The organism is Microbacterium pratiae (genome assembly GCF_047302165.1).
Classification (GTDB): Bacteria; Actinomycetota; Actinomycetes; order Actinomycetales; family Microbacteriaceae; genus Microbacterium.
Window position 1 is genome coordinate 340,416 of record NZ_CP154843.1, and the last position, 25,063, is coordinate 365,478.

The window sequence follows — 25,063 nt, forward strand, 5'->3', positions numbered from 1 at the left end:
GGTGTCGGTTCGACGGCTCGCGACGCGCCGATCGCGACCGACACGCGCCGTTCTCGCGCACGAGCCCTGCACGGGACGGCGGTTGCCGCCAGGATGAGGGGATGCCGCGCGTGACCCAGACGCCCCGAACCACCGCCCGCGGGCCGTACGCCAAGAGCGCCCGCACCCGCACGCGGATCCTCGACGCGGCCTTCGCCGTGTTCGCGAGCGCGGGGTACCGGAAGGGCTCACTCCGCGACATCGCCGAGCGCGTCGACATGAGCGAGGCCGGGCTGCTGCATCATTTCCGGAACAAGGCCGAGCTGCTGCTCGCGGTGCTCGACCACCGGGATGACCTGGCGCGCAGCAGGTTCGAGTTCGAACAGCACTCGGGACGCCGCGCCCTGGAGGACCTCGTCGCCCTCGCCGACTACAACTCGACGATCCCGGGGGTCATCGAGCTGTTCTGCACCCTGTCGGCGGAGGCCACGTCACCCGACCACCCCGCGCACGACTTCTTCCGCCAGCGCTACGAGACCAGCAGGCAGGCCGTGGTCGACGCGCTCGGCGTCATCCGATCCGAGGGCGGCCTGCGCGCGGGGGTCGACATCCCCAGCGCCGCGGCGCGATCGATCGCGGTGTGGGACGGCCTCCAGATCCAATGGCTGCTCGATCGCACGGTTCTCGACATGGCCGATGAGCTGCGCGCCTGCTTCGACGAGTTCCTGATCGAAGACCTCGCCCCGCCCCGCCGCGCCTCCCCCTGACCCTGCCCCCTGACACCGTCGAGTCGCCAGGAACGGCGGGTGCCGGGTGGCTCGGACCCGCAGAACCTGGCGAGTCGACGTCAGGAGGACGGGCCGGGACGCGGAGCGGCGGTCGACTCGCGCCAGACCACGTGCTGGAGCGGACCGGTGACCGATGGCGGCTCTTCGCCGCGCATGAGAGCGATGAGCCGGTCGGCGGTGCGGCGGCCGAGCTCGACGTAGTCCATGGAGACGCTCGTGAGGGAGGGCGTCTGGAACGCGCTCGTCGGCGAGTCATCCCACCCGGTGACGCTGACGTCGCCCGGGACCGTCCACCCTCGCTCGACCGCCCCCCGGATGACGCCGGTCGCGATGAAATCGTTGGCGGCGATGACCGCGAGCGGGAGCGAGCTCGCCTCGAGCGAGCGGATCGCGTCGAGCCCGGACTGCGCACTCCAGTCGCCCTCGACGACTCCGACGGACTGCACGCCCAGACGGGCGACCGTCGCCTCGTAGGCCCGGCGCCGCGCATCCGCCGACGGATAGCTGCGCGCACCCGTGACGTGCAGGAACCGACGGTGTCCGAGTTCGGCGAGCCGCTCGACCATGCTCTCCAGGGGGTGGACGTCGAGCATCTCGCCGGAGACGCGCATGTCGTCGTCGAACTCCGCCAGGGTCAGCACCGGGACGTTCGGATCGACACGCACGAGATCGTCCCCCGGGACGGGCGCGTAGCAGAGGATGCCTTCGAACTGGCGTGAGTCGATCATCTCCAGCAATCGCGGACGACGCTGGTCCGGTGCGTTGGGGATGCTCTGCACCTCGACGTCGTAGCCCGCGGCTCGCGCGCGTTCGATCGTGCCGGCGATGAGCGGAGCCGAATGGAAAGCGGTGATCGGAAGCACCGCCGCCAGGCGACCGGTTCGGGTCGTGCGCATCGAGCGCGCCGCGAGGTTCGGACGGTAATCGATCTCGCGCGCCGCCTCGAGCACCCGCTCACGCGTGGCCGCGGAGATGCCGGCACGTCCGGTGAAGACCTGCGAGACGGTCGACTGCGATACTCCCGCGCGGGCTGCGACGTCGCGGCTGGTGGGCCGTTTCCCCATGACTGCCTTTCCTGGCATGTGACTCTACCGACGTTCCCCGACGACGGCTTCCTGCGATTGATACTACGTATTAGTGCTACGTACCACGTTCCCGTCCGGTCGACTCGCCAGGATGTGCGGATGCGGCGGGGCCCGGAGCCGCTATTCCTGGCGAGTCGACGGGGTGGGGGCGGGGGCGGGGGCGGGGGTGGGGGTCGGGCGCAGGGCGCGGGACCAGAGCGGGAGGTGGCGGTCGATGACATCGCGAACCGCGGCCCAGTGCGCGCCGTGACCCTCGACGTACATCGTCGCCCACGGTTCGCGGCCGGCGCGGTGCGAGCTCTCGAGCAACGTGTGCATCGCAGCGACGCGACGGCTCATGGCATCCGGCAGTTGCGCGCGGAGCGCGGTCGAGGCGTCGTACCCGTCGACGAAGGAGCGCAGGCGCTCGGCGGACACCGCCGGGTCCTCCGCGGGGTCACCGATGGCGAAGGCCTGCGCCGCGTAGGCGAGGTCCCACAGGCGCGTGCTGGGAGCAGCGGCATCCCAGTCGATGAAGACCCAGCGCTCCCCCAGCACCAGGTTCCATGGGGCGAGGTCGTTGTGGCACACCAGCTCGTCGCCCGGAGCGGCGATGGCCGTCTCCCAGATCGCACCCTCGGGAGCGACGAAGGTCGCCGCGGCGTCGTGGATGCGGCGCACGAGCGCGCCCACGCGATGCAGTTGGACGAGGTCCATCGGACCGGCGTCGATCGCGAGCACGCCGTCGATGAACTCGGTCACCTGCCGGCCGGCGTCGTCCCGGCCGCGAGGCTCGGGCGCATCGACGCCCCGCGCACGGAGCGCGTCGACGAACGCGACGACGCTGGGCGTCGAGGCCGTCCATGCCTTGCGCACGGTGTCACCGATGCGCACGACGCTGCCGCTCGCGTTGCCGCCCGCGAGCGGTTCCTCCCCGCCCCTTTTCCCGTCCCCGTCCCCGTCCCTGTTCAGCACGCCCCCGAGCGTATGTCCCCGCCCTCAGAACCGTCGAGTCGCCAGGAACTGCGGATGCAGGGCCGCCCGCATCCGCACTTCGTGGCGAGTCGACGGGTGAGGCCGGGGGATCAGGGGATCAGGCGGACGGTCTGACCGGGGCGCAGGTCGTCGACGATGCCGCGGTACGGCGCGGCGACCTCGCCGATGCGGGCTTGGCCCGCGTCGAGCGGACGGTCGACCCGCATGAGGTGCACCTCGCCGCGATAGCGCCCGTAGGCATCGAGGTCGACCTGCAGGCTGCCGCACTCGCGCGCGTCGGCATTGCGGATGCGGGACGGCCGGATGCCGCCGCGCGTCTCGTCGAGCCGGAAGGATGCCGCCGCATCCTCGACCCGCAGCCGCCAGGGCCGCTCGAGCAGGACGGATGCCGCGGCATCCAGTCCCACGACCGGCAGCGTCACCGTCCCGGTCGCCTCGAACTCCGCGATCCAGGCCGCGTGGTCGTCGGCCACCGCCCCCTCGGCGCAGACGACGATCGCCTCGGGGACGAGCCGTCGCAGCTGAAGGTACGAGCGCCAGGCGTTGCGGTGCCGCTGCTCCTCGAGTGTCGGGAGGCCGAGGTGCAGCGGCGCGCGAAGCTCCCCCTCGCCCGGGATGAACGCCAGCACCGGCATCCCCCGGTCGAGGAACAGCCGCGACTGCGCCACGAGGAACGACGGGGTGAGCCCGGTCTCGGGTCGCGGGTAGAAGTTGTGCCATCCGGCCACGGGCAGTCCCGCGAGCTCGTCGAGGAACCCCGCATCGACCGTGCTCGCGTTGACGGCGATGCGGCATCCCGACGCCGCGGCGACCCGGCGGATCTCGTCGGCGTCGAATCCGTAGTCGAGGCGCAGCATCGTGATGCCTCGACGAGCGAGCCACCCCCACCCCTCGTCACCGGCGACGACGTGCTCGAGCGCGACGGGCGAGACGTCGGCGCAGAAGGTCACACCGTCGTCGTCGTGCGCAGCGCGCAGCACATCGCCGAACGCGGCGAGCTCGCCGGTGTCGACCATGTGCAGCGAGGTGAACAGCATCCGCTCGTCGCCCGAACCGGTCGGTGTCGCGCGCGGCGCGGTCGCGAGCACCTGGTCGATGACGGCCCGCCGGGTCTCGGCGGCATCCGTGGGGTAGATCGAGAACAGCATCCGGGCGCTCCTCACTCAGCCGAGCCGCTCGACCATGTGCTCCTTGAACCCGAAGAACCAGGTCAGGACGAAGCCCATGATGTACGAGATCACCAGGCCGCCGACGTACCAGAGCCACGCCCCGTTGGTGATGACGGCGGTCATCAGCACGCCCGAGAGGCCGAGGGCCCCGGCACCGAACCCGCCGGTGGCCTGGATGCCGAAGGCGACGAACGCTCCGCCGAAGCCGCCGCCGAGGCACGCCGTGATGAGGGGGTAGAACAGCGGCAGCGAGACGCCGTAGATCAGCGGTTCACCGACACCGAGCACACCGATCGGCAGGGCGGCGCGGATGATGTTCTTCAGCCGGGTGCTCTTGGTCTTCAGGAAGATCGCGATCGCCATGCCGACCTCGCCGGCGCCGGCCATCGCGAGCACCGGCAGCAGCTCGGTGAACCCGTGGTCGGTGATGAGCTGAGCGTGGATGGGCGTCAGACCCTGGTGGATGCCGAGCATGACGAGCGGCAGGAACAGCGACGACAGCAGGTATCCGCCGACGACGCCGCCGCGCTCGAGGGCGAAGTCGATGAGCAGCCAGTTGATGCCCTGCATGAGCAGGCCCGAGATCGGCATGATCACGAAGATGCAGACGACGGCTCCGGCGAGGAGGGTCACGACCGGCACGACGAAGAGGTCCGCCCAGGCGGGAACGCGCTTGCGGATCCACTTCTCGATCACGGTGAACAGCCACGCCGTGACCATGACGCCGATGATGCCGCCGAGCGCGGGCTTGAGCTCACCGAAGAGCGGGAGAACGAGCGGCTGAGCGGGGGTGACCGTGCCGTCCGCCGCGGTCGTCGCGGCGATCCCGGCGAGCGCCGGAAGATACGAGATGGCGCCGGCGATGAGGCCGAGCACGGGCGTGCCGCCGAACTCCTTCGCCGTGTTCAGTCCCACGATGAGGTTGAGCGAGGCGACGACGATCGTGCCGAGGGCCGCGAACACGAGGAACCACGCATTGGTCGCGACGCTCGGGTCGATGAGCTTCCAGATGTTGCCGATCGCCACGACGAGTCCGCAAGCGATGAACCCGGGGATGATCGGCACGAAGATGTTCGCGATGTGCCGGAAGAGGCCGTGCACGCGCGAGGTCTGCCGCGACTTCACCTTCTGGGTGTTCTTCTGCTGCAGCGTGCGCAGATCGGTCGCGGCGTCGACGGGCTCGCCCCCGCCGACTGCCCCCGCGCCCTCTGCCCGACTCCCCGTCGCGGCCGCCGCGATGTCAGCGACCTCGTCCTCGGGATCGTCGACGGGAGCCTCGGCGGGCGCGTCGACGACCTCCGCGAAGGCGTCGCGCAGACGCTGCGCATGCCCGGGACCGACGACGACCTGCAGCTGCGGCCCGTCGACGACGCCCATCACGCCGGTCAGGCGCCGAAGCGCCGCGACATCCGCCTTCGACGGGTCGTGCAGGTTCAGCCGCAGACGCGTCATGCAGTTGGTGTACGAGGCGATGTTCTGCGAGCCGCCGACGAGCGGCAGGATCTCCTCGCTGAGTTCGGGGTAATCCACGGTGATTCCTTCCGGCGGACGGGACTCGGGTGTCGGGTGCGGGGTTCGGGGAAGCAGGTCAGTCGCGACCGCGCACGGCCTCGCGCACGAAGCCCGCGCCCGCGCTCAGCCGCTCGCGGGCGGTCGCTGCGTCGACGTCGCAGAGGATCGCGACGATCGCGGTCTTGGCGTGCCCGTCGGCCTCGTCGAGCGCGCGGCGGGCCGTGGCGGCGTCGCAGTCGGTGGCGGCCTGCACGATCCGGACGGCGCGGTCGACGAGCTTCTCGTTGCTCGGGCGCACGTCGACCATGAGGTTGCCGTAGACCTTGCCGAGCCGGACCATCGTCGCGGTCGAGATCATGTTGAGCACGAGCTTCTGGCTCGTGCCGGCCTTGAGCCGCGTCGAGCCGGTGAGCACCTCGGGGCCGTTGTCGATCTCGATGGCGACGTCGGCGTGGGCGCTGATCTCGGCGTTCGGGCTGCACGAGATAGCCACCGTCGCCGCGCCGACGCGGCGGGCCTCGTCGAGTCCGCCGATGACGTAGGGCGTACGACCGGATGCCGCGATGCCGACGACGACGTCGCGCTCGGTGAGCCCGATGCCGAGCAGGTCTCCGGCGCCGAGCTCACGGGAGTCCTCGGCCCCCTCGATCGCGCGGAACATCGCCTCGTGCCCACCCGCGAGGAGGCCTACGACCTGAGCGGGGTCGGTGCCGAACGTCGGCGGGCACTCGGCTGCGTCGAGGACTCCGAGCCGGCCGCTCGTGCCCGCGCCCTGGTAGATCAGACGCCCACCGGCCGCGAGTGCGGCGACCGCGAGGTCGACGGCCCGGGCGACATCGGGGATCGCGACCGAGACGGCGCCGGCCACACCGGCATCCTCGTCGTTCATCACGCGGAGGATCTCGTCGACGGACATCGCGTCGAGCTCGTCCGTGAGCGGGTTGGCGGTCTCGGTGGCGGGGGTCGGGTTCGCGGGGGTCACGGGTGCTCCTCGTCGGGTGCGCGGCGCTTGCAGCGAGCGCGTGGCACTTTGTTTCACACAGAGTGCTCTCAGCGGCATGTTTTGTCAAGATCTGTGGAAGACTGAACCGACTTCCCGAGGAGGCACATGGACGGCGACGTCCTCGAAGCGACCCGCGCGATCATCCCCCGTCTGCGCCCGGCCGAGGTGCAGGTGGCTCGTGCGGTTCTCGACGACCCCTCCTTCGCGGTGTCGGCGACCGTGACCGCCCTCGCCGAACGGGCGTCGGTGTCGCAGGCATCCGTCGTGCGCTTCGCGAAGAGCCTCGGATTCGCCGGATACCCCTCGTTCCGCGTCGAACTCGCGCAGGAGGTCTCGCGGCGGGCGGTCGAGCTCGAGCGCTCGAACATCGCGGAGGGCGAGCTCAACCCGTCGGACTCGCCCGCCGAGATGGTCGCGAAGGTCGCGTTCCACGAGGCACGCACGATCGAGCAGACCGGGCGGATGCTCGACCTCGACGCCCTCGAGCGCATCGCCCGCGCCATCGCCGACAGCGAGCGGGTCGTGACCTTCGGCGTCGGCGCTTCGGGCCTCGCCGCGGCCGACCTCGCCCAGAAGCTGCAGCGCATCGGCATCATGTGCCTGAGCTCCCACGACACGCACGTCCAGCTCGTGCACGCCGCGCTCGCGGACGCTCGCACCACCGCGATCGCGTTCTCGTTCAGCGGCGGCACGATCGATGTGCTGCGAGCCGTCGAGATCGCCTCCGGCGCGGGAGCGTTCACCGTCGCGATCACCAACGACACCGCATCGCCCCTCGCCGCCGCAGCATCCGCCACCCTGCGCACCCCGGCCCGAGAGGCGACGCTGCGCGCTGCAGCGCTCGCGAGCCGGATGGCCCAGCTCGCCGTCGCCGACTTCGTCTTCATCCGGGTCGCCCAGCTGCGCTACCCCGACCTCGACGCCGCCCTCAGCGCCACCCGCGCCGCCGTCAACACTCAGCACCTGGCCCGCTGACCTGCCCCGTCCCCTGCCCGTCGACTCGCCAGAAAGCGCGGATGCGGGGGTGCCGGCATCCGCATTTCGTGGCGACTCAACGTATGGGTTGGCTGGGCCGGACGGGGCCCATTCCGTCGAGTCGCCAGGAAATGCGGATGCGGGGGTGCCGGCATCCGCATTTCGTGGCGAGTCGACGGGGGAAGGGGGCGCGGGGGGTCAGGGGTGGAGGATGCCGTTGACGCGGCGAGGGATGCCGAGCGGGTTGGCCTCCTGCAACGCGGCGGGCAACAGCGCATCGGGGACGTTCTGGTACGCCACCGGCCGCAGGAAACGGGTGATCGCCGCGGTCCCGACCGACGTCGTCCCGACCGCGGTGGTCGCGGGGTACGGGCCCCCGTGCTGCTGCGCCCACGTCACCGAGACGCCGGTCGGCCACTGGTTCCACAGCACCCGGCCGGCCTTCGTCGCGAGCACAGGAAGCAGCTCGCGGGCCACGGCATCGCCCTCCTCGGCGACGATCGTCGCCGTCAGCTGACCGTCGAGCAGCTTCGCGACGGCCACGAGCTGGGCTTCGTCGTCGTACTCGGCGACGAGCGCCGCCGGGCCGAACATCTCCGACACCAGGGCGTCGGGGTCGGCGATGACGGCCGCCGCGGTCGTCCGCAGCAGCGCGGGCGCCGGCGCAGCCGAAGGCGCCGGGGGCACTGAGCCGGCGTCATCTACCGCGGGAAGCGAACCGACGAGCACGTCGACCCCGTCATGCCCCGCGGCGGCGTCCAGCGCGCGACGGAAGCCTGAGGCGATCGAGTCGTTGAGCAGCGGCGCGGGCTCCGGCAGCACGATCGAGGCGAGGGCGTCGACGACGCCCGACCCCGCCGGAACGAGGAGCAGCCCCGGCTTCGTGCACAGCTGCCCCGCACTGCCGGTGACCGAGGCGACGAACTGCTCGGCGACCTCCACGGCCCGCGACTCGGCGGCGCCGCGCGTGACGAACGCGGGGTTCACGCTGCCGAGCTCTCCGTAGAACGGGATCGGCTCGGGCCGCGACATCGCGATGTCGAACAGCGCGCGGCCGCCGGCGATCGACCCGGTGAACGCTGCAGCACGGACCTCGGGATGCCGCAGCGCGTGCACCCCGGCATCCGTCCCGTGGATGACCGTGAAGACACCCGCGGGTGCCCCCGCCGCCGAGAGGGCCGCCGTGACGATCTCGCCCGTCAGCTGCGACAGGTGCGGATGCCCCGGGTGGGCCTTGAGCACCACGGCGTTGCCCGCGGCGATCGCACTGGCGGTGTCGCCACCGGCGACCGAGAAGGCGAACGGGAAGTTGCTCGCCGCGAACACCAGCACCGTGCCGATGCCCTCGAGCTGACGCCGGATGTCGGGACGCGGCGCCCCCATGGGGTAGTCGGCGACCGCGTGGTCGATGCGAGCATCGAGCCACGATCCCTCGGCGAGCACATCGGCGAACAGGCGCAGCTGGAACGTCGTGCGCTTGAGCTCGCCGCGCAGCCGCGGCTCGGCGAGGTTCGTCTCGCGGCCGGCGAGGAGCACCAGGTCGTCGGCGCGCGCGTCGAGCCCGTCGGCCACGGCGCGCAGTGCCTCGCCCCGGACGGTGATCGACGCCGCGCGCCAGTCCGCCGACGCGCCTGCGGCGAGCCCGACGAACGCGTCGACCTCGGCGATGGGGGTGTCGGCGACGGGCGTCGCCGTGGCGGGGGATGCAGCGGTGGTCATGAGCTTTCCTTCCGGGGAGACAGGTCTGCGGAGTCGGGGAGATCGGCGAGCGCGGCGAGATCCGCGACGCGGATGGGCGTGCCTATGGGCCGGCGGACGAGGGGCTCGACGTCGGCGGGTCGCCGGGGTCGCCCGGTCTCCTGCTCGACGAGACACGCGAGCGCGAAGCCGCACACCCGCCCCTGGCACATGCCCATGCCCGGGCGTGCGGTCACGCGCACGTCCCGCGCGTCGTCGGCGGCGAGGTCGGTCACGGTGGTGCGGACGGCCGACAGCGGAACCTCTTCGCACCGGCAGACGACGGTGTCGTCGCGGAGCCAGGTCGCCCACTGCTCGGGAACGGGACTCGCCCGGTGCATCCCGATCGCGAAGCTCCGCCCTCGAGCGATCCGGCGCCGCAGACGCCGCGCCGTCGCGGCCGGCACCGCGAGCCCCGCGTCGACGGCCGCCGCGAGAGCGGCGAGCTCGCCTTCGGCGCACGACTGCACGGCTCCGCCGATGCCGGTCGCCTCGCCGGCGGCGTACAGACCGGGCACGCTCGTGCGCTGGTCGGCGTCGACGACCGCGACCAGTGAGCCGTCGACGTCGATGCGGGTCTCCGCCGCGGCGCCGACGACGAGCTCGATCTGCGGGGTGAAGCCCCAGCCGAAAGCGACGAGGTCGACGTCGACGGTGCGCTCGGTACCCGGTCGCACCCGCCCGGCGGCATCCACTCGGGCGATCGTCGCGCCGGTCACGCGCCCCTCCCCCGCGACCGCCGTGACGACGGTGCGGGTATGGAGCGGGACGCGTTCGCGGACGAAGGTCGCCGCGTAGCCGACCCCCTCGAAGAGCTTGCCCGGCTCCTGGAGCGCACGCAGCGGCGTGGCCGCCCAGCGCGACAGCGCATTGGCCTCGCAGACGGCGACGACCTCGACACCCGCCCGCGCGAGTCCTGCGGCGACCGACAGCAGGAACGGCCCGGTGCCGGCGACCACGGCGCGGCGCCCGGCCGCGACCTGGTTGGCCTTGAGCATCGCCTGCACACCGCCCGCGGCCATGACGCCGGGGAGCGTCCAGCCCGGCACGGGCAGCTGACGGTCGTAGGCGCCGGGTGCGAGCACGACGCGCGCGGCGCGGATGGCGCGATCGGCCGGCGCAGCGGCATCCGCGCCAGCCACCGCGGTCGTCCGCAGCAGGAAGCCGTGCCCCGCTTCGCGATCGATCCGCCACACCTGCCGCTCGGTGCGGTGGACGATCGCTCCGGCCTCGACCTGACGGTGCAGCCGATCACGCAGTCCGCGATAGTGCTGCCAGTGATGGTGCCCCGTGTGCTCGGGTTCGGCGAACGTTCCGAGGTGCCGCTCGTCCGGATGCCGCCAGTACTGGCCGCCCGTCTGTGCACCCGCGTCGACGAGCACGACCCGCAGGCCGGCCTCGGCGGCGGTGACGGCGGCCGAGAGCCCCGCGGGGCCGGCTCCGACGACAGCGAGGTCGACGGCACCCGCGGCACCTTCGGCACGCCTCGTTGCGACCGCGCGATCCTCGACGCTCACGACTCGGCCCCCTCGGGCGCGGGCACCGGGAGCGGAGCGTCGGGGTCGTCGCTGCGCACATCCTGCCCCGCGCGTGCGGGAGTGACGCAGGCGCGCTGCGAGCGCTGCCCGTCGATGCTGAGCAGGCAGTCGTAGCAGACGCCGATGCCGCAGAAGAGCCCGCGGGGCTCGCCGCTTCCCCGCGTGGTCCGCCACGACACGATGCCGGATGCCGCGAGGGCACCGCCGACGGTCTGACCGGGCCGGAACGGCACCGGTGCCCCGTCGAAACTGAAGCTGTCGACGCCGGTGATGTCCGCGCTCATGCCGCGACCTGCTCGGCGAAGCGCTCGGGCCGGAAGGCGTCGAGCGGAAGGTCCGTCGGTTCCCCGCGGAGCGCCTGGACGATGAGAGCGGCGGTGCCGACGGAGAGTCCGATGCCCGCCCCCTCGTGTCCGGCGGCGTGCCAGAGTCCCGGGAGACGCGCGTCGGGGCCGATGACCGGCAGGTGGTCGGGGCAGTACGGCCGGAAGCCCGAGTACGTCCGGAGGATCTGCACGTCGGCGAGCACCGGGAACAGCTCGGCGCCCGCGCGCGCGACCCGTCCGACCGCCTCGGCCGAGAACGACGCGTCGAACCCGACGCGTTCGCGGCTCGCGCCCATGAGGATCGTGCCGCTCGGAGTCCCCTCGACGACCGATGAGACCTGGAGCCCGGCATCCGACGACGCGACGTTCTGCACATACTCGGCGGCGTAAACCTTATGCCGCACCGTCACCGGCACGGGCTCCGTCACCAGCACGAAGCCCCGTCGCGGCAGGACGGGCAGCTCGAGGCCGGCGAGCGCGGCGATCTCGCCCGCCCAGGGACCCGCGCAATTGACGACGACGCCCGCGTCGATGACGCCGGCGCTCGAGTCGATGCCGATCGCACGACCGGCGCGGGTACGGATGCCGGTGACCGTGACACCCGTCAGCAGTCGCGCCCCGCGGTCGCGCGCGAGTCGCAGCAGGTGGTGTGCGGCGAGCACGGGTTGCACCTGGGCGTCGTCGGGGTAGAAGACCCCGCCCGCCATGGCGGGGTTCAGATAGGGCTCGATGTCGTGGAGCGCCGCGATGTCGGGGACGTCGTCGGCTCGGATGCCGAGGGAGCGCTGGTGTTCGGCGAGCGCATCGAGGGCCGTCTTGCCGCCCTCGCTCGCCGCGACGACGAGCCCGCCCTTGGCCTCGAACTCCCATCGCGAGGCGTGCTCGGCGAGCTCACCGCGCCAGATGCGCTGCGAGTGCAGGGCGAGTTCGAGCTCGGGCCCGACCTCCTTGTCGGAGACGAGGAGGTTGCCCTCGCACCGGCTCGTCGTGCCGGCCGCGATCGTTCCGCGCTCGACGACGGTCACCGAGAAGCCGGCCTCCGCGGCCGCGCGGGCGACCGCGGCTCCGACGATGCCCGCTCCGATGACGAGGACGTCGGGTCGTCCGGGACGCTCCGTCACGTGCCGACACCGCCGGCCGCGGTATCCGAGCGTGCCGGGGCTTCGCCCGACCAGTCCGTCAGCACGTGCTCGATGTGGCGGTACACGAGGTCGCGCGCCCCTTCGGCGTCGCCCGCCTCGATCGCGTCGAGCATGAGGTCGTGCTCGTGGGCCGATGCGACCAGCCGACCCTGCTCATGCAGGTTCGCCAGGCCGAACAGGCGCGTCTGCGAGCGCAGTCCGGCGACGAGGTCGACGAGCCGGCCGTTGCCGGCGTACTGCAGCAGCGCGAGGTGGAAGTCGCTGTCGGCAGCGAGGTATTCGACGAGATCGCCCGACTGAGCACCCGCGACGATGTCGGCGGCTTTGCGCCGGAGGCCGGGCAGCGCGGAGGCCGGGATGAGCGGGGTCGCGCGCTCGACGGCGGGCGGCTCGAGCATCAGCCGCAGCTCGGTCACCTCGCGGAGGTCGCGCTCGGAGACCTCGGTGATCTGGAAGCCGCGATTGGGGATCGTGACGACGAGCCCCTCGCGGGCGAGATCGAGCATCGCCTCGCGGATCGGCGTGGCCGAGACGCCGAACTGCTCGCCGAGGCTGGGGGCGGAGTACACACGGCCGGGCTGCAGCTCGCCGCTGATGACGGCGGCGCGGAGGGCGCGCGTGACGGTCGACCGGATGCTGGGCTGCTTGTCCAGTCGCACCACGTTGCGGAACTCGGGCGTGCTCATGTCGTCTCCTCCGGTGCGGACCCCCGCCGCATGACCTCCATGATCCCCTGCACGACGGCGAGGTCTTCCCAGGCCATGCCGACGCCGGTGTAGACCGCGGGCGCTCCGGGCCGGCGAACGACCCCGCCGGTGACGAGCTCGACGAGGTTCGCGGGCTCGGCGAGGGGCGGGCCGCCGGCTGCCGCGCCCGCGAGGTCGCCGCTCTCGCGCACGGCCGAGGCGCGGGCCTCGACGACGACGTCGGCCGCCCGGACGAGGTCGGCGCCGAGCTCACGGTGGTCGAGTCCGTGTGCGCCGACGGCGGCGACGACCGCGCCCGGCGCGATGTCGTCCACGTCGAGGACGGGCGTGCTCGACGACGTCGCCGTGACGACGACATCCGCGTCGCGGGCGTCCGCGAGCGCGCCGGCCCGCGCGTCGATCCCGCGGTCGCGCAGGATCTGCACCGCGCGCTCGACCCGCTCGGGCGTGCGCCCGATGAGCACCGCCTCGCCGATGGGCAGGACCGCGGCGAGCGTCGCGACGTGCTCGATCGCCTGGGGGCCCGAGCCGAGCACGGCGAGACGGTCGATCCGCTGCCGGGCCCCGCGCGGGTCCGCGGCGAGCAGGCCGCGGACGGCGACGGCGGTGACGGCGGGCGTCCGCAGCGTCGTCAGCCGCGTCCCGTCGACGATCGCCGTGGGCTGCAGCGTCTCGCGGTCGAACAGCAGATACCAAGCGCTGATCTTCGGCAGCCCGAGCCGCGTGTTGCCGGGCGCGATCGTGGCGACCTTGATGCCGGCGGCATCCGGTGACTCCGACGGCATCAGCAGGAAGTCGCCCGCCGTCAGCGGCGCGAAGACGCGTTCGTGATCGGCTTCGACATCGAGCCCCGACCGCAGCGCCGTGACGACGGCCTCGACCGCCGCAGCCGGGGTCATGGCGCGCTCGATGTCGGCCGCCGATACGACCCGGACCCCGACGGGTGCCGCGGTCACAGGACGAACCCCTCGGGGAACGGATCGCTCGGGTCGAGCATGTACTGTGCCGTCCCGGTGACCCACGCACGACCGGTGATCGTCGGGATGACTGCCGGGATGCCGGCGACGTCGGTCTGTTCGACGAGGCGTCCGGTAAACGACGTGCCGATGTACGACTCGTTCACGAAGTCGGTGTGCAGGGGAAGCTCGCCGCGGGCGTGGAGCTGCGCCATCCGCGCGCTCGTGCCGGTTCCGCACGGCGACCGGTCGAACCAGCCGGGGTGGATCGCCATCGCGTGCCGCGAGTGCTGTGCCGTCGAGCCGGGCGCCTCGAGGTAGACATGATGGCAGCCGCGGATGGTTCCGTCGACCGGATGAACGGGGCTGTCGGCCTCGTCGACGGCCGCCATGATGGCCAGTCCGGCCCGCAAGAGGTCGTCTTTGCGCGACCGCTCGAACGGCAGACCGAGATCGTCGAGCCGGACGATCGCGTAGAAGTTGCCACCGAAGGCGAGGTCGTAGGCGACCGGGCCGAAGCCCTCGACGTCGACCGTCCGGCCGAGCCCGACGACGAACGAGGGCACGTTGCGGATGGTGACCCGCTCGGCGTGCCCCTCCGACACCTCGACCTCGGCGACCACGAGACCCGCCGGGGTGTCGAGCCGGATCGTCGTGACGGGCTCGACGACCGGGACCATGCCGGTCTCCACCAGGACGGTGGCGACCCCGATCGTGCCGTGCCCGCACATCGGCAGACACCCCGACACCTCGATGTAGAGCACGCCGTAGTCGGCATCCGGCCGGGTCGGGGGCTGCAGAATCGCACCGCTCATCGCGCTGTGACCCCGCGGCTCGTTCATCAGCAGGCGTCGCAGCCCGTCGTTCTCCGCCATGAACCGCTGGCGCCGCTCCTCCATCGTGGCGCCGGGCAGAGTGCCGACGCCGCCGACGATGACACGCGTCGGCATCCCCTCGGTGTGGGAGTCCACGGCGTGGAAGACGCGCGTCGTACGCATGCGGGAGCCTTTCGATCGTCGGCGGCGGGGCGGGCGGGTCAGCGAGAGCCGGGGCCGCGGATCAGCGGTAGCCCTTGCTGAGCACGGCCTCGGTGTCGGCGATGATACGCGCGGCGACCTCGTCGGGCAGAGCCAGGCGGGGCGGACGCGTCGTGGTGCTGGTCAGGACACCGGCGACCTGCTGCGAGAGCTTGATCGCCTGGACGAACCAGGTCTTCGAGTCCCAGCGCAGCAGCGGATGCAGGTCGCGGTAGATCTCGCGAGCGCGCACCCAGTCCTGCGGGTCGTCGGAGGTCGAGAGCGTGTAGAGCTCGACCGTCGCGGCGGGGATCGCGTTGGGGTAGCCGGCCACCCATCCCACGGCACCGTTGAGGCCGAGCTCGAACACGACGTCATCCGATCCGATCGAGATGTCGAGGCCCGGAGCGAGCTCGCGGATCTCGTACGCGTGGCGGACGTCGCCCGAGAACTCCTTGACCGAGACGATGAGCCCCTCGTCGAACAGACGAGCGAGCAGGTCGGGACGCAGATCGACCTTCGTGTCGATCGGGTTGTTGTACGCGAGGATCGGCAGGCCGACGGCCGCGACCCGGCGATAGTGGTCGACGACCTCGTCGTCGCTCGCGCGGTAGGCGTTGGGGGGCAGCAGCATGACGGCGGGGGCGCCGTTCTCGGCGGCGTGCTCGGCGAAGCGGACGCTCTCCAGCGCGCCGTAGGCTCCGACGCCCGGAATGACGGCCGCGTCGGGGGCGGCCTCGACCGCGGTGAGGAAGACGCGCTTGCGCTCGTCCTCGGTGAGTGTCTGATACTCGCCGAGCGAGCCGTTGGGGATGATTCCCGTCACGCCGTTCTGCGTCGTGAAGCGGACGAGCTCGGCGTACGCGTCGTAGTCGACGGAGAGATCGTCGTGGAACGGCAGGGTGGTCGCGAGGTTGACGCCGTGCCAGGGCTTGCGGTCGGTCATGAGTCGTTCTCCGATCTGGCGATGTCAGGCGCCGATGTCAGTGCAATTGCAATGGTATCCATTTTCGAGGCGGGCGGAAGAGTGAGTCGGTGACGGGCCTCCTCGTTGCCGGCGCGGTCGGTCGCCGCGAACTCGATCACCTGCTCGCGATCGGTCAGTGCGCGGACGAAGGCCTCCTGGAACGTCGCCCAGAACGTCCCCTCCCCCTCCCATCGGATGCCGTCGACGCCGGAGACGTCGTCGGTCGCGACGAGAGTGATCTCGACGGCGGAGCCGAGCTGCTTCACCCGCGCCTCGCTCCGCGGCGGCTCGGTGTCGATCGCGAGCTCGCGGCCGACGACGCTCGATCGGCCGTCCGCGTCGACGGCCCGCGCTTCGACCCGGACCACACCCTCGCCGTCGACGACGACGGGGCCGTCAGCAGCTCGCCAGGGGCTGTCGCCGATCCGCAGCTCGCGTCGCAACCGATCGCCCGTCGCGCCGGTCGCCCGCACCTCGACGGTCGGCGAGGCGGTGAACCATCCCGACGCCGCCGGCGCAGGTGAGACCACGATGTCGACGGTCGGCGGCATGGCGGCATCCGGAGTCGTGGCGAGCGCACCGATGAACTCCCGCGCTCGGCGCGCGGCATCCGCGGAGCCCCGCGATCCGGCCCCCGCCCCGATGCCGGCGTCGAGCGCCGCTCCGATGACGGCGCGGGCCTCGGACGCGCTCACGAGCAATTCCGCCGTTCCGCCCCGACACACCGCGACGAGGCGGTCGAGCAGATCGGCGTCGTCCCGCGGCGCGGGCTCGGCCCAGAGCGTGTCGATCAGCGTGGTGCCGTCGGGGCGGCGCCGCGCGGGCACCCCCGTCTCGACTCCCGCGAACCCGATGGTCCGATCGACCGTGCGCGAGTACAGGTGATACCGCTCGTCGGAACCGTTCCACACCGGCTCGTGACGCAGCCCGGCGATCGGCACGGCGCCGGCCGCGGCCAGCGCGGCGCCGACATCGACGACATCGGCTCGGGTCGCACCTCCCGGCATCCGACGCGCAGCCCATGCCCGTTCGAGCGTGGTCGTCGAATCGTCCCGCGCGACGAGCGCGTGCGGCCCGTACCTCAGGCCGCGCAGCGCCGGATCGTCGATCGTCGGCTCGGATCGGAGCACGGCGGGCAGCGTGAGGACGATCCGCTCGTCGCCTCGCCAGGTCCGCTCGATCGTGACGAAACCGCCCGGCACGGGGTGGGCTCCGACGGTCTCTCCGTCGACCGTGATCTCGGGCGCGCCCGCGACCCAGTCCGGGATGCGCAGGTGCACCGCCAGCCGCACGGGGCCGTCGGCCACCGGTCGGACCCGCAGCGTGACCTGTTCCGCGAACGGATGCTCCTGGTCGATGTCGACGCGCACCCCGCGGTCGTCCCAGTGGAGCTCGGCAGGCGTATAGCGGGCGACCCACAGTCCCGGCGGCGTCCCGGTGTCGCGGAAGAAGATCCCGGCGTGATGGCTCACGTGGTTCTCGAGCCCGGTGCCGCCGCAGCACGTTCCGACGTTGTCGTACTCGGGCAGCGCTCCGGCGTGCACCGGGAACATGTACGTCACCTCGGGGCTCTCGTCGGAGTCGACGGCGCGTCGCGAGCCGAGGATGTGGTTCTGGCGTGCACGCTCGGCGTAGTCGAGGAAGCGCGGTTCGAGGGTGTGCGCGAACAGCGTCTCTGCGAGCTTGACCAGGTTGTAGGTCGCGCACGTCTCGGCGTTGCGGCGCCCGATGTCGCCGCCGACCGTGCGCGGCGGGCCCCACAGCTCGTTCTCCCCGGTGCCGCCGTGCGCGTACATGCGTCCGGGAACGATCTGATCGAACACGCCGATCGCCGCGGCGAGGTAGCGCCGCTCGCCCGTCAGTTCGTACTCGCGCACGTAGCCGACGAGCTGAGGCAGGTGCTGATTGGCGTGCATCCCGTCGAGGATGTCGCGCCCCGACGACGCCGCGTCGAGCAGGTCGCCCTGATCGAACGCCTGCGCGGCCGCGAGGAAGCGCGGCTCGTCGACGAGGGCGCTGAGCCGCGCGAGCGTCTCGTTCATGCCGCCGAACTCGCCCGCGATGTAGAGCGACCACATGCGTTGACGATGCTCGTGGTCGAGCTTCTCGAGGCGTCCCGCGATCCAGTGCGCCATCGCCGTGACAACGTCGAGCGCCTGCTCGTTGCCGGCGAGCTCGTACGCGTCGAGCAGGCCCGCCATGAGCTTGTGACACGTGTAGTAGGGCGCCCAGATCTCGCCGTAGGGGGCGAGATGCTCCAGCCGGGCGAACTGCCATTCACCCGTCGCGAACAGAAGCCCGGGGTGCGAGTACCGCCCCGTGGCGGCGAACGCCCGCTGCACCTCGGCGAGGCCTGCCACGAGCTCGTCCACTCGCGATCGGAGTTCGTCGTCGCCTTCTGCCGCGGCCGCGAGCGCGAGCATCGACAGGAAGTGACCCGTGTAGTGCCCGCGCAGCAGGTTCGCCGTCTGCGCGGCCTCGCGCCCGGGGTAGTCGTGCTCGCCCCACGGCTCCTCGGCCGGGTGTCCGAATCCCTCCCACGCGCCGGGCGGCTCGGCCCCGCGGGTGTCGAGTCCGGCGGCGGCGCGGAAGACCGCGAGGAGCCGATCGATCGGGTAGACCCGGGCGAGATGCAGCATCCGGTCGCGTGCCGGGGCGAAGGCGCTCGCCTGCCCCAGCCGCACCGAAGCGTGCGGGAACGGCACCGCGCGGGGTGCGGCATCCGTCATCGCTCGCCCGTCCACTGCGCGCGCGTCCACGCCTCGACGTCGCCCGCCGAGATCGGCAGCGCCGCGGACAGCACCTCGGAGCCCGTGTCGGTGACGAGGACGTCGTCTTCGAGGCGCACGCCGATGCCGCGCAGCTCGGGCGGCAGGGTCAGGTCGTGGGCATGGAAGTAGAGTCCCGGTTCGACCGTCATGACGACACCCGGCTCGAGCGCCGCCGCCATGTAGTCCTCGTACGGCGCCTGGCTGCAGTCGTGCACGTCGAGTCCGAGGTGATGACCGATGCCGCACGCGAGATATCGGCGATGCTGCTGTCCTTCCGGAGACAGGGCCTCGTCGACCGACACCGGGAGCAGGCCCCAGTCGTGGAGCCCCTGGGCGATGACCTCCATGGCCGCGAAGTGGAAGTCGAGGTACTCCACGCCCGGACGGATGCGGTCGAGTCCCGCGCGGTGCGCTCTCTCGACGAGATCGTGGACGGCGCGCTGGGTCTGCGAGAAGGCGCCGCTCGCGGGAACCGTTCGGGTGACGTCGGCGGTGTAGAGCGACCGGGCCTCGACGCCCATGTCGAGCAGCAGCGCGGCATCCGGAACGATCTCTCCGTCGCACCGCACCCAGTGCAGGATCGGCGCGTGCGCGCCCGACCCGACGATCGTGGAGTAACCGGGTCCGTTGCCGTAGGTGCGGGCATGCCGGTCGAAGGTCCCCTGCAGCCACCGTTCGCCGAGGCCCTCGGCGATGGCTCGCGGTACCTCGGCGACGACCGCGCCGAAACCCGCGACCGTGGCGTCGACGGCCTCCCGGAGCTGACCGATCTCCCAGGCGTCCTTCACCATGCGCAGCCGGGCGAGCGCGCGTTCGAGCTCCGGCGAGACCTCGGCGCTCACCTCGGCGGCGAGCGCCGCCGCCGACCGGGCGGCCGAGGCTCCCCGCAGTTCGCCGTGACACCGCTCGAGCGCCGAGAGCGGTTCGACGGTCATGCCCAGCGCGTCGGCCCACTCGGGCAGGCCCGCGGACGGACCGACCCAGAGCTCACCGTGGTTGGCATCGGAGAAGAAGCCGGCGTCACCCGGGCGGAACGGCGGCGGCAGGTACAGCACGGGGTCGTGCCCGCCGGCGACGGGCCACAGGACGACCACGGCCCCCTCGACCTGGCAGGCCGTCAGCCAGACGAAGCCGCTGTCGGCGCGGAAGCCGTAGTGCGCATCGTCGTTGCGGACGGGTGCGTGCCCGGCCGCCGCGACGATCACCCGGCCGGGAAGCGCGGCGCTGAGTCGATCCCGATGAGCGGATGCCGCCGCCGCGGCGCCCGCGGGAAGCTGCGGTCGGGTCGGCACGTCGGCCCAGCCGCGCGAGACGAACTCGGTGAACGCCGGCACCTGCGCCAGGCGCGGATACCGCGTGCCGGCGTAGGGCGGGCGGGCGGTCTCGGCAGCGGTCATCGCTTCTCTCCTCCACGGTCGCGGACCAGCTCGCGCAGTCGCGTGAACGTGCGCCCCGAGCCGATGCCGTCGTGCTCGAACTCGTTCGTGACCCACGGCTGGGCGTTGCCGATGCGCGCGAGCGTCTCGAGCTGCAGCCCCGCATCGACGTACATGTCGTCGAAGTACACCGCAGCGGCCAGCGGCACGTCGTTGGCCGCGAGCCGGTCGAGGTCGTACAGCGGCGTCCAGTCGCGGCGCCCGGCGAGCGTGTGGACGGCATCGCGGAACCCGCGCAGCAGCCGCACCTCGTCGAACATCCACGGGAAGGCCATCTCGCCCGTGAACAGCAGGGGCCGTCGGTCCTCGTCGAACTCGGGGCGGCGGTCGCGCTCGGCCTGCGCCGACCACGCGGTCGGCCCGCTGGCCGGGTCGCCGTAGATCGATTCCTGCAGGGTCCAGAACAGCGGGTTCCCCGCGCTGGAGCTGAGCGACTGGACGTCGGCGAGGAACGCCTCCGACAGCCGTCCCGGGCGCGCGAACGCCCTCTCGACGAGCCAGTGCAGGCGCTCATGGCCGGGCTTCATCCCGAGGTCGATGCCGAGCGACTGGAAGCGCCGCACGGTCAGCACGTCGCCGTCGGGGAGCGTCACGTCGCCCTCGGCGAGCCGGTCGGCGATGCGCGCGATCGCCTCGGCGTCCTCGGGGAATCGCCGGTACAGCTCGGCCGTCTTCGCCGCGACCCGGTCGAAGGTGCGGGCGTAGACCTCCGCGGCGCGCGGCGGCGTGCCGGGGATGCCGCCGCAGACGTAGCACGCCGTCAGCGCCTCGGGCGCGAGCGACAGGTACGTCAGGGTCAGGAAGCCGCCGTAGCTCTGTCCGAGCGTGGCCCACCGCCGCCCCCCGTACAGCGTCTCGCGCACGTGTTCGAGATCGCGGACGATCGAGTCGGCCCGGTGGAGAGCCAGCAGGTCGGCACCGGCCGCAGCGTCGAGCGCAGCCACGTCGACCGCCTCGAGAGGCGTGCTGCCTCCCGTGCCGCGCTGGTCGACGAGTACCACGCGATAGTCGCGCAACGCCTCGTCGATCCACCCGTCGCGTCGCAGCGGCCGGGGGTTCGAGCCACCCGGCCCGCCCTGCAGGAAGGCGAGGAGCGGCAGCTCATCACGCGCCCGGTCGGGATCGACGAGCTCGCGCACGAGCAGCTCGATCGTCCCCGCTGCCGCCGTGCCGGCGCTCCAGTCGAGCGGAACCTCGATGCGACGCTCCGCGACGCGGATGCCGGGCAGGTGGTACTCGGTCGTCATGACGCCTCCGTCTGGGTGTCGGATGCCGCGGCTGCCGCACGGGCCCGGCGAGCCTTCTCGGCGGCGCGCCGTCGGCGGTCCCACTCGGGGTTGATGCGGGGCACCGCCGCGAGCAGCGTGCGGGTGTACTCGTGCTGCGGGCTCTCGAAGACGCGGTCGCGGTCGCCCGTCTCCACGATCGAGCCCCGGCTCATCACGGCGATGCGCGTCGCGATCTGGCGGACGACGGCCAGATCGTGCGCGATGAAGAGGTATGCGAATCCCTCGTCGCGCTGCAGCGCGGTGAGGAGGTTGATGACCTGTGCCTGCACCGAGACGTCGAGCGCCGACACCGCCTCGTCGCAGATGACCATCTTCGGACCGACCGCGAGCGCCCGGGCGATCCCGATGCGCTGCGCCTGGCCTCCCGAGAACTGCGCCGGATACCGGTCGGAATGGTCGGGGTTGAGCCCCACCCGATCCATGAGCGACCGCGTGAACGCGCGCGCCCCGCCCGGGATCTTCCGGTTCTGGTACCGAAGCGGTGCCGTCACGAGTCGCTCGACGGTGTGCTTGGGGTTGAGCGACGAGTACGGGTCCTGGAAGATCACCTGCACATCGCTGCGGAACGCGAGGAGGTCGCGGCCCTGCAGGTGCGTGACGTCCCGCCCCTCGAACTCGACCGTCCCCGCCGTGGTGTCCATGAGACGGGCGATCAGCCGCGCGGCAGTCGATTTGCCCGAACCCGACTCGCCGACGAGGGCGAGGGTCTCGCCGCGCCGGATGTCGAGGTCGACGCCGTCCACGGCGCGGAAGCGGCTGCTGCGCGAGAACATCGTCGCGCCCGGGCTCGCGAACTCCTTCACGAGGCCCGTCGCACGGCACAGCGGCGCGGTCTGGTCGGTCATGCCGTCTCCTCCTCGATCTCGCTGTCCGGCACGATCGCTATGTCGGTCGTGCGCAGCTCGCCGATGGCGTCGTCGATGCGGGGTACCGCGTCGAGCAGCCGCCGCGTGTACTCCTCCTGCGGGTCGCTGAAGACCTCCTCGACGCTGCCGCGCTCGACCATGCGGCCGGTTCGCATGACGACGATCTGCTCGGTCACCTCGCTGACGACCGCGAGGTCGTGGGTGATGAGGATGAGACCGGCCCCCGTGTCGCGGCGGATCTCGGCGAGCAGATCGAGGATCTGCGCCTGCACCGTCACGTCGAGGGCCGTGGTCGGCTCGTCGGCGATGATCAGCTCGGGCTCCATGCTGAGAGCCATCGCGATCATGATCCGCTGACGCATGCCGCCCGAGAACTGGTGCGGGTAGTGGTCGACGCGCTTCGCGGCATCCCGGATGTGCACCCGCTCCATCGCCTCGATCGCGACCCGCCGCGCCTCGCGCCGCGAGACGCCCGACCGGTGCGACCGATAGGCCTCGGCGATCTGCGTGCCGACCGTGTAGTAGGGATTCAGCGACGACAGGGGATCCTGGAAGATCATCGCGATCCGGTCGCCGCGGACCTGCCGCATCTCGCGTCCGGGAAGGGTGAGCAGATCGCGTCCGTCGAAGGTGACGGCACCCGACGCGCTTCCCCCCTTCGGCAGCAGCCCCATGATCGCGAGGCTCGTCATCGACTTGCCCGATCCCGACTCGCCGACGATGCCGAGAGCGCCGCCGCGCGGGATCGCGAAGCTCAGACCGTCGACGACGCGGGCGGTGCCGCCGGCGGTGCGGAACTGCACGGTCAGGTCGTCGACGCGCAAGAGGTCGTCCGTCATCGGCATCCTTTCGCCGGTCATGCTCGGGCCGCCGTCCGCACGCGCGGATCGATCGCCGCGTAGAGCAGGTCGACGACGAGGTTCCCGACGATGACGAAGAACGCCGAGAGCAGCGTCACCGCCATGATGACCGGCTGGTCGTTCGACGAGATCGAGTCGGCCGTGAGCTTGCCCACCCCGTTGATGCCGAACACGGTCTCGGTGATCACGGCACCGCCGAGGAGACCCGCGACGTCCATCCCGAAGATCGTCACGATCGGGGTCAGCGCCGGGCGGAGCGCATGGCGACGCCACACCAGACTCGGCCGCAGCCCCTTCGCGTGCGCGGTGCGCACGAAGTTCTCCTGCAGGGTGTCGATCACGTTCGCCCGCGTCAGACGCGTGTAGACGGCGGCGTACCCGACCGCGAGAACGATCCACGGCATGAGGAAGTTCAGGAACCACTGCACCGGATCGTCGGCGAAGGGAACAGCCTGCGGAAACGGCAGCCAGGCGAGCGATACGACGAGGACGAACTGCAGCGCGAGAGCGAGCACGTAGTTCGGGATCGACATCGACCCGAGCGTCAGCCCGGCGATGAACCGATCGGTGAACCTCCCCTCGCGCACCGCGCTGAGGACGCCGCCGACGACGCCGCCCACGAGCCAGAGCACCGCCGCGCCGATCGCGATCGTCGCCGAGATCGGCAGGCGCTGCACGATCATGTCGCCGACGAGCTGCCCGGTCTGGAACGAGTAGCCGAGGCACGGGGCGCCGCACGCGACGGTGGCGCCGGCGATCTCGTACTCGCGGCCGACGAACAGCCCGGAGACGTACGTGAAGAACTGGGTGAGGAAGGGCTGGTCGAGCCCGAGGTTCGCGCGGATCTGGTCGATGCGCTCGGGGGTGCAGTTCTTGCCGCAGATCTGCACGGCCGGGTCGGGCGAGAGCACGAAGAAGATCACGAACGTGAAGAGCGTGACGAGGAACAGCACGACGACCATGCCGGTCGCGCGCGCGAGGACGAAGCGGGTCACGCGCGCACCTCCGCGCTGCCGACGAGAGCGCGGATGCGGTCGCCGAGGGTCGTGAACGAGAGCACGAGCAGGAACAGGAACGCGCCCGGGATGAGGAAGTACATCGGGTCGACCGCGTACCAGGGTGCCGCCGAGGCGATCATCTGACCCCAGCTGGGCGTGGGCGGCACGACTCCGACGCCCAGGAACGACAGCCCCGCCTCGGTGCCGACATACCCGGGCACCGCCAGGGTCGCCATCACGATGATCGTCGACGAGAGGTTCGGCAGGATCTCGCGGAAGATGATCTGCACGCTCGAGGCGCCAGACGCACGGGCGGACTCGACGAACTCGCGCTCCTTCAGCGAGAGCGTCTGCGACCGGACGATCCGCGCGAGGTAGGGCCAGCCGAACAGCGAGATCACGACGACGAGCAGCAGCACGCGGTTGTCCGCCGGCAGGGCCGACAGGATCGCGATCATGAAGATGAGGGCGGGGAAGGCCATGAGGAACTCCATGACCCGCGAGATGACCGTGTCGACCCAGCCGCCGAGGTAACCGGCCAGCATGCCGAGCACGACACCGAGCACCGTGGTCAGCAGCGTCGCCGAGAGGGCGACCGTCATCGAGACCTGCGCCCCGTAGACGATGCGGGCGAAGATGTCGCGACCGTTGCCGGGCTCGACCCCGAACCAGTGCTCGGCGCTGATGCCGCCGAGCGGTCCGATCGGGATCGCGCCCATGTTGGGGTCGATCGCGCTCTGGTCGAACTGGTACGGAGACCAGCCGCTGATCTGCACGATGAGCGGCGCGAACACAGCCATGAGCAGGACGATCACGATGTAGGCCAGCGACAGCATCGCGGGCACATCGGTGAGGAAGCCTCGGAGGAGTTTCCGGCCGGACGCCGGACGGGATTCCACCGACTCGTCGAGAGTGGAATCACCGCCCGGCGTGGCCTCGACCTCGAGGGGGGCCGAGCTGAAGGTCAT

Annotated in this window: 22 protein-coding genes; 2 read left to right on the forward strand and 20 right to left on the reverse strand. The window is 71.7% G+C overall.

Annotated features, from left to right (window positions below):
• The first annotated feature begins 101 nt into the window (after nucleotides 1-101).
• Nucleotides 102-746 carry a TetR/AcrR family transcriptional regulator gene (locus AA0Y20_RS01595; protein WP_412936892.1) on the forward strand — a complete coding sequence of 215 codons (645 nt, stop codon included), beginning with the start codon at nucleotides 102-104 and terminating at the stop codon, nucleotides 744-746.
• An 80-nt stretch (nucleotides 747-826) separates the two neighbouring features.
• On the opposite strand, the gene AA0Y20_RS01600 is transcribed toward AA0Y20_RS01595, so the two are convergent.
• The 5 genes from AA0Y20_RS01600 to murQ all read right to left on the reverse strand — a co-directional run bounded on the left by AA0Y20_RS01600 (nucleotide 827) and on the right by murQ (nucleotide 6,490).
• Nucleotides 827-1,831: a LacI family DNA-binding transcriptional regulator gene (locus AA0Y20_RS01600; RefSeq protein WP_413331881.1), complete on the reverse strand. Its 1,005-nt coding sequence runs from the start codon at nucleotides 1,829-1,831 to the stop codon at nucleotides 827-829.
• A 141-nt stretch (nucleotides 1,832-1,972) separates the two neighbouring features.
• Nucleotides 1,973-2,806, reverse strand: coding sequence for a phosphotransferase (locus tag AA0Y20_RS01605; protein ID WP_412936896.1), 834 nt, complete (start codon nucleotides 2,804-2,806; stop codon nucleotides 1,973-1,975).
• Nucleotides 2,807-2,916: 110 nt separating this feature from the next.
• Nucleotides 2,917-3,975, reverse strand: coding sequence for a MupG family TIM beta-alpha barrel fold protein (locus AA0Y20_RS01610; protein ID WP_412936898.1), 1,059 nt, complete (start codon nucleotides 3,973-3,975; stop codon nucleotides 2,917-2,919).
• 15 nt (nucleotides 3,976-3,990) lie between these two features.
• On the reverse strand, nucleotides 3,991-5,526 hold the full coding sequence (locus AA0Y20_RS01615) for a PTS transporter subunit EIIC (protein WP_412936900.1): 1,536 nt from the start codon (nucleotides 5,524-5,526) through the stop codon (nucleotides 3,991-3,993).
• Between the two features lie 58 nt (nucleotides 5,527-5,584).
• On the reverse strand, nucleotides 5,585-6,490 hold the full coding sequence (murQ, locus tag AA0Y20_RS01620; RefSeq protein ID WP_412936902.1) for an N-acetylmuramic acid 6-phosphate etherase: 906 nt from the start codon (nucleotides 6,488-6,490) through the stop codon (nucleotides 5,585-5,587).
• 126 nt (nucleotides 6,491-6,616) lie between these two features.
• Between murQ and AA0Y20_RS01625 the strand changes: the two genes are divergently transcribed.
• Nucleotides 6,617-7,486 carry a MurR/RpiR family transcriptional regulator gene (locus AA0Y20_RS01625; protein WP_412936904.1) on the forward strand — a complete coding sequence of 290 codons (870 nt, stop codon included), beginning with the start codon at nucleotides 6,617-6,619 and terminating at the stop codon, nucleotides 7,484-7,486.
• A gap of 198 nt (nucleotides 7,487-7,684) precedes the next feature.
• Here the strand turns inward: AA0Y20_RS01625 and AA0Y20_RS01630 are convergent, their stop codons facing one another.
• The 15 genes from AA0Y20_RS01630 to AA0Y20_RS01700 form a co-directional block, all read right to left on the reverse strand.
• Complete coding sequence (locus AA0Y20_RS01630; RefSeq protein ID WP_412936906.1) at nucleotides 7,685-9,205, reverse strand: aldehyde dehydrogenase (NADP(+)); 1,521 nt, start codon at nucleotides 9,203-9,205, stop codon at nucleotides 7,685-7,687.
• On the reverse strand, nucleotides 9,202-10,740 hold the full coding sequence (locus AA0Y20_RS01635) for an FAD-dependent oxidoreductase (protein WP_412936908.1): 1,539 nt from the start codon (nucleotides 10,738-10,740) through the stop codon (nucleotides 9,202-9,204). The genes AA0Y20_RS01630 and AA0Y20_RS01635 overlap by 4 nt, the downstream gene beginning before the upstream one ends.
• Nucleotides 10,737-11,045, reverse strand: a complete 309-nt coding sequence (locus tag AA0Y20_RS01640) for a (2Fe-2S)-binding protein (RefSeq protein ID WP_412936909.1) — start codon at nucleotides 11,043-11,045, stop codon at nucleotides 10,737-10,739. The genes AA0Y20_RS01635 and AA0Y20_RS01640 overlap by 4 nt, the downstream gene beginning before the upstream one ends.
• Complete coding sequence (locus AA0Y20_RS01645; RefSeq protein WP_412936911.1) at nucleotides 11,042-12,208, reverse strand: NAD(P)/FAD-dependent oxidoreductase; 1,167 nt, start codon at nucleotides 12,206-12,208, stop codon at nucleotides 11,042-11,044. The genes AA0Y20_RS01640 and AA0Y20_RS01645 overlap by 4 nt, the downstream gene beginning before the upstream one ends.
• Nucleotides 12,205-12,915: a GntR family transcriptional regulator gene (locus AA0Y20_RS01650; protein ID WP_412936912.1), complete on the reverse strand. Its 711-nt coding sequence runs from the start codon at nucleotides 12,913-12,915 to the stop codon at nucleotides 12,205-12,207. The genes AA0Y20_RS01645 and AA0Y20_RS01650 overlap by 4 nt, the downstream gene beginning before the upstream one ends.
• Nucleotides 12,912-13,892: an ornithine cyclodeaminase family protein gene (locus tag AA0Y20_RS01655; protein WP_412936914.1), complete on the reverse strand. Its 981-nt coding sequence runs from the start codon at nucleotides 13,890-13,892 to the stop codon at nucleotides 12,912-12,914. Before AA0Y20_RS01655 ends, AA0Y20_RS01650 begins: the two co-directional genes overlap by 4 nt.
• Complete coding sequence (locus AA0Y20_RS01660) at nucleotides 13,889-14,890, reverse strand: proline racemase family protein (protein WP_412936915.1); 1,002 nt, start codon at nucleotides 14,888-14,890, stop codon at nucleotides 13,889-13,891. The genes AA0Y20_RS01655 and AA0Y20_RS01660 overlap by 4 nt, the downstream gene beginning before the upstream one ends.
• A 61-nt stretch (nucleotides 14,891-14,951) precedes the next feature.
• Entirely contained in the window at nucleotides 14,952-15,854 is a 903-nt protein-coding gene (locus AA0Y20_RS01665) for a dihydrodipicolinate synthase family protein (protein WP_412936917.1), read from the reverse strand.
• Nucleotides 15,851-18,604 carry a beta-L-arabinofuranosidase domain-containing protein gene (locus tag AA0Y20_RS01670; RefSeq protein WP_412936919.1) on the reverse strand — a complete coding sequence of 918 codons (2,754 nt, stop codon included), beginning with the start codon at nucleotides 18,602-18,604 and terminating at the stop codon, nucleotides 15,851-15,853. Before AA0Y20_RS01670 ends, AA0Y20_RS01665 begins: the two co-directional genes overlap by 4 nt.
• The gene (locus tag AA0Y20_RS01675) at nucleotides 18,601-20,043 is read right to left on the reverse strand and encodes an aminopeptidase P family protein (RefSeq protein ID WP_412936921.1); all 1,443 of its coding nucleotides are present in this window, start codon (nucleotides 20,041-20,043) and stop codon (nucleotides 18,601-18,603) included. Before AA0Y20_RS01675 ends, AA0Y20_RS01670 begins: the two co-directional genes overlap by 4 nt.
• A complete protein-coding gene (locus AA0Y20_RS01680) occupies nucleotides 20,040-21,329 on the reverse strand; it encodes an alpha/beta fold hydrolase (RefSeq protein ID WP_412936923.1) in 1,290 nt (429 codons plus the stop codon). Before AA0Y20_RS01680 ends, AA0Y20_RS01675 begins: the two co-directional genes overlap by 4 nt.
• Entirely contained in the window at nucleotides 21,326-22,216 is an 891-nt protein-coding gene (locus AA0Y20_RS01685) for an ATP-binding cassette domain-containing protein (RefSeq protein WP_412936925.1), read from the reverse strand. Before AA0Y20_RS01685 ends, AA0Y20_RS01680 begins: the two co-directional genes overlap by 4 nt.
• Entirely contained in the window at nucleotides 22,213-23,076 is an 864-nt protein-coding gene (locus AA0Y20_RS01690; RefSeq protein WP_412936927.1) for an ABC transporter ATP-binding protein, read from the reverse strand. Before AA0Y20_RS01690 ends, AA0Y20_RS01685 begins: the two co-directional genes overlap by 4 nt.
• A gap of 17 nt (nucleotides 23,077-23,093) precedes the next feature.
• Nucleotides 23,094-24,092: an ABC transporter permease gene (locus AA0Y20_RS01695; RefSeq protein ID WP_412936929.1), complete on the reverse strand. Its 999-nt coding sequence runs from the start codon at nucleotides 24,090-24,092 to the stop codon at nucleotides 23,094-23,096.
• On the reverse strand, nucleotides 24,089-25,063 hold the full coding sequence (locus AA0Y20_RS01700; protein ID WP_412936931.1) for an ABC transporter permease: 975 nt from the start codon (nucleotides 25,061-25,063) through the stop codon (nucleotides 24,089-24,091). Before AA0Y20_RS01700 ends, AA0Y20_RS01695 begins: the two co-directional genes overlap by 4 nt.

What these genes read in the sequence shown, in the direction of transcription:
- AA0Y20_RS01625 (WP_412936904.1), top strand. Translation starts at nt 6,617, where the DNA reads ATGGACGGCGACGTCCTCGAAGCGACCCGCGCGATCATCCCCCGTCTG.
- AA0Y20_RS01610 (WP_412936898.1), bottom strand. Translation starts at nt 3,975, where the DNA reads ATGCTGTTCTCGATCTACCCCACGGATGCCGCCGAGACCCGGCGGGCC.
- AA0Y20_RS01665 (WP_412936917.1), bottom strand. Translation starts at nt 15,854, where the DNA reads ATGACCGACCGCAAGCCCTGGCACGGCGTCAACCTCGCGACCACCCTG.
- AA0Y20_RS01670 (WP_412936919.1), bottom strand. Translation starts at nt 18,604, where the DNA reads ATGACGGATGCCGCACCCCGCGCGGTGCCGTTCCCGCACGCTTCGGTG.
- AA0Y20_RS01675 (WP_412936921.1), bottom strand. Translation starts at nt 20,043, where the DNA reads ATGACCGCTGCCGAGACCGCCCGCCCGCCCTACGCCGGCACGCGGTAT.
- AA0Y20_RS01640 (WP_412936909.1), bottom strand. Translation starts at nt 11,045, where the DNA reads ATGAGCGCGGACATCACCGGCGTCGACAGCTTCAGTTTCGACGGGGCA.
- AA0Y20_RS01595 (WP_412936892.1), top strand. Translation starts at nt 102, where the DNA reads ATGCCGCGCGTGACCCAGACGCCCCGAACCACCGCCCGCGGGCCGTAC.
- AA0Y20_RS01690 (WP_412936927.1), bottom strand. Translation starts at nt 23,076, where the DNA reads ATGACGGACGACCTCTTGCGCGTCGACGACCTGACCGTGCAGTTCCGC.
- AA0Y20_RS01630 (WP_412936906.1), bottom strand. Translation starts at nt 9,205, where the DNA reads ATGACCACCGCTGCATCCCCCGCCACGGCGACGCCCGTCGCCGACACC.
- AA0Y20_RS01650 (WP_412936912.1), bottom strand. Translation starts at nt 12,915, where the DNA reads ATGAGCACGCCCGAGTTCCGCAACGTGGTGCGACTGGACAAGCAGCCC.
- AA0Y20_RS01600 (WP_413331881.1), bottom strand. Translation starts at nt 1,831, where the DNA reads ATGGGGAAACGGCCCACCAGCCGCGACGTCGCAGCCCGCGCGGGAGTA.
- AA0Y20_RS01700 (WP_412936931.1), bottom strand. Translation starts at nt 25,063, where the DNA reads ATGACCTTCAGCTCGGCCCCCCTCGAGGTCGAGGCCACGCCGGGCGGT.
- AA0Y20_RS01660 (WP_412936915.1), bottom strand. Translation starts at nt 14,890, where the DNA reads ATGCGTACGACGCGCGTCTTCCACGCCGTGGACTCCCACACCGAGGGG.
- AA0Y20_RS01685 (WP_412936925.1), bottom strand. Translation starts at nt 22,216, where the DNA reads ATGACCGACCAGACCGCGCCGCTGTGCCGTGCGACGGGCCTCGTGAAG.
- AA0Y20_RS01680 (WP_412936923.1), bottom strand. Translation starts at nt 21,329, where the DNA reads ATGACGACCGAGTACCACCTGCCCGGCATCCGCGTCGCGGAGCGTCGC.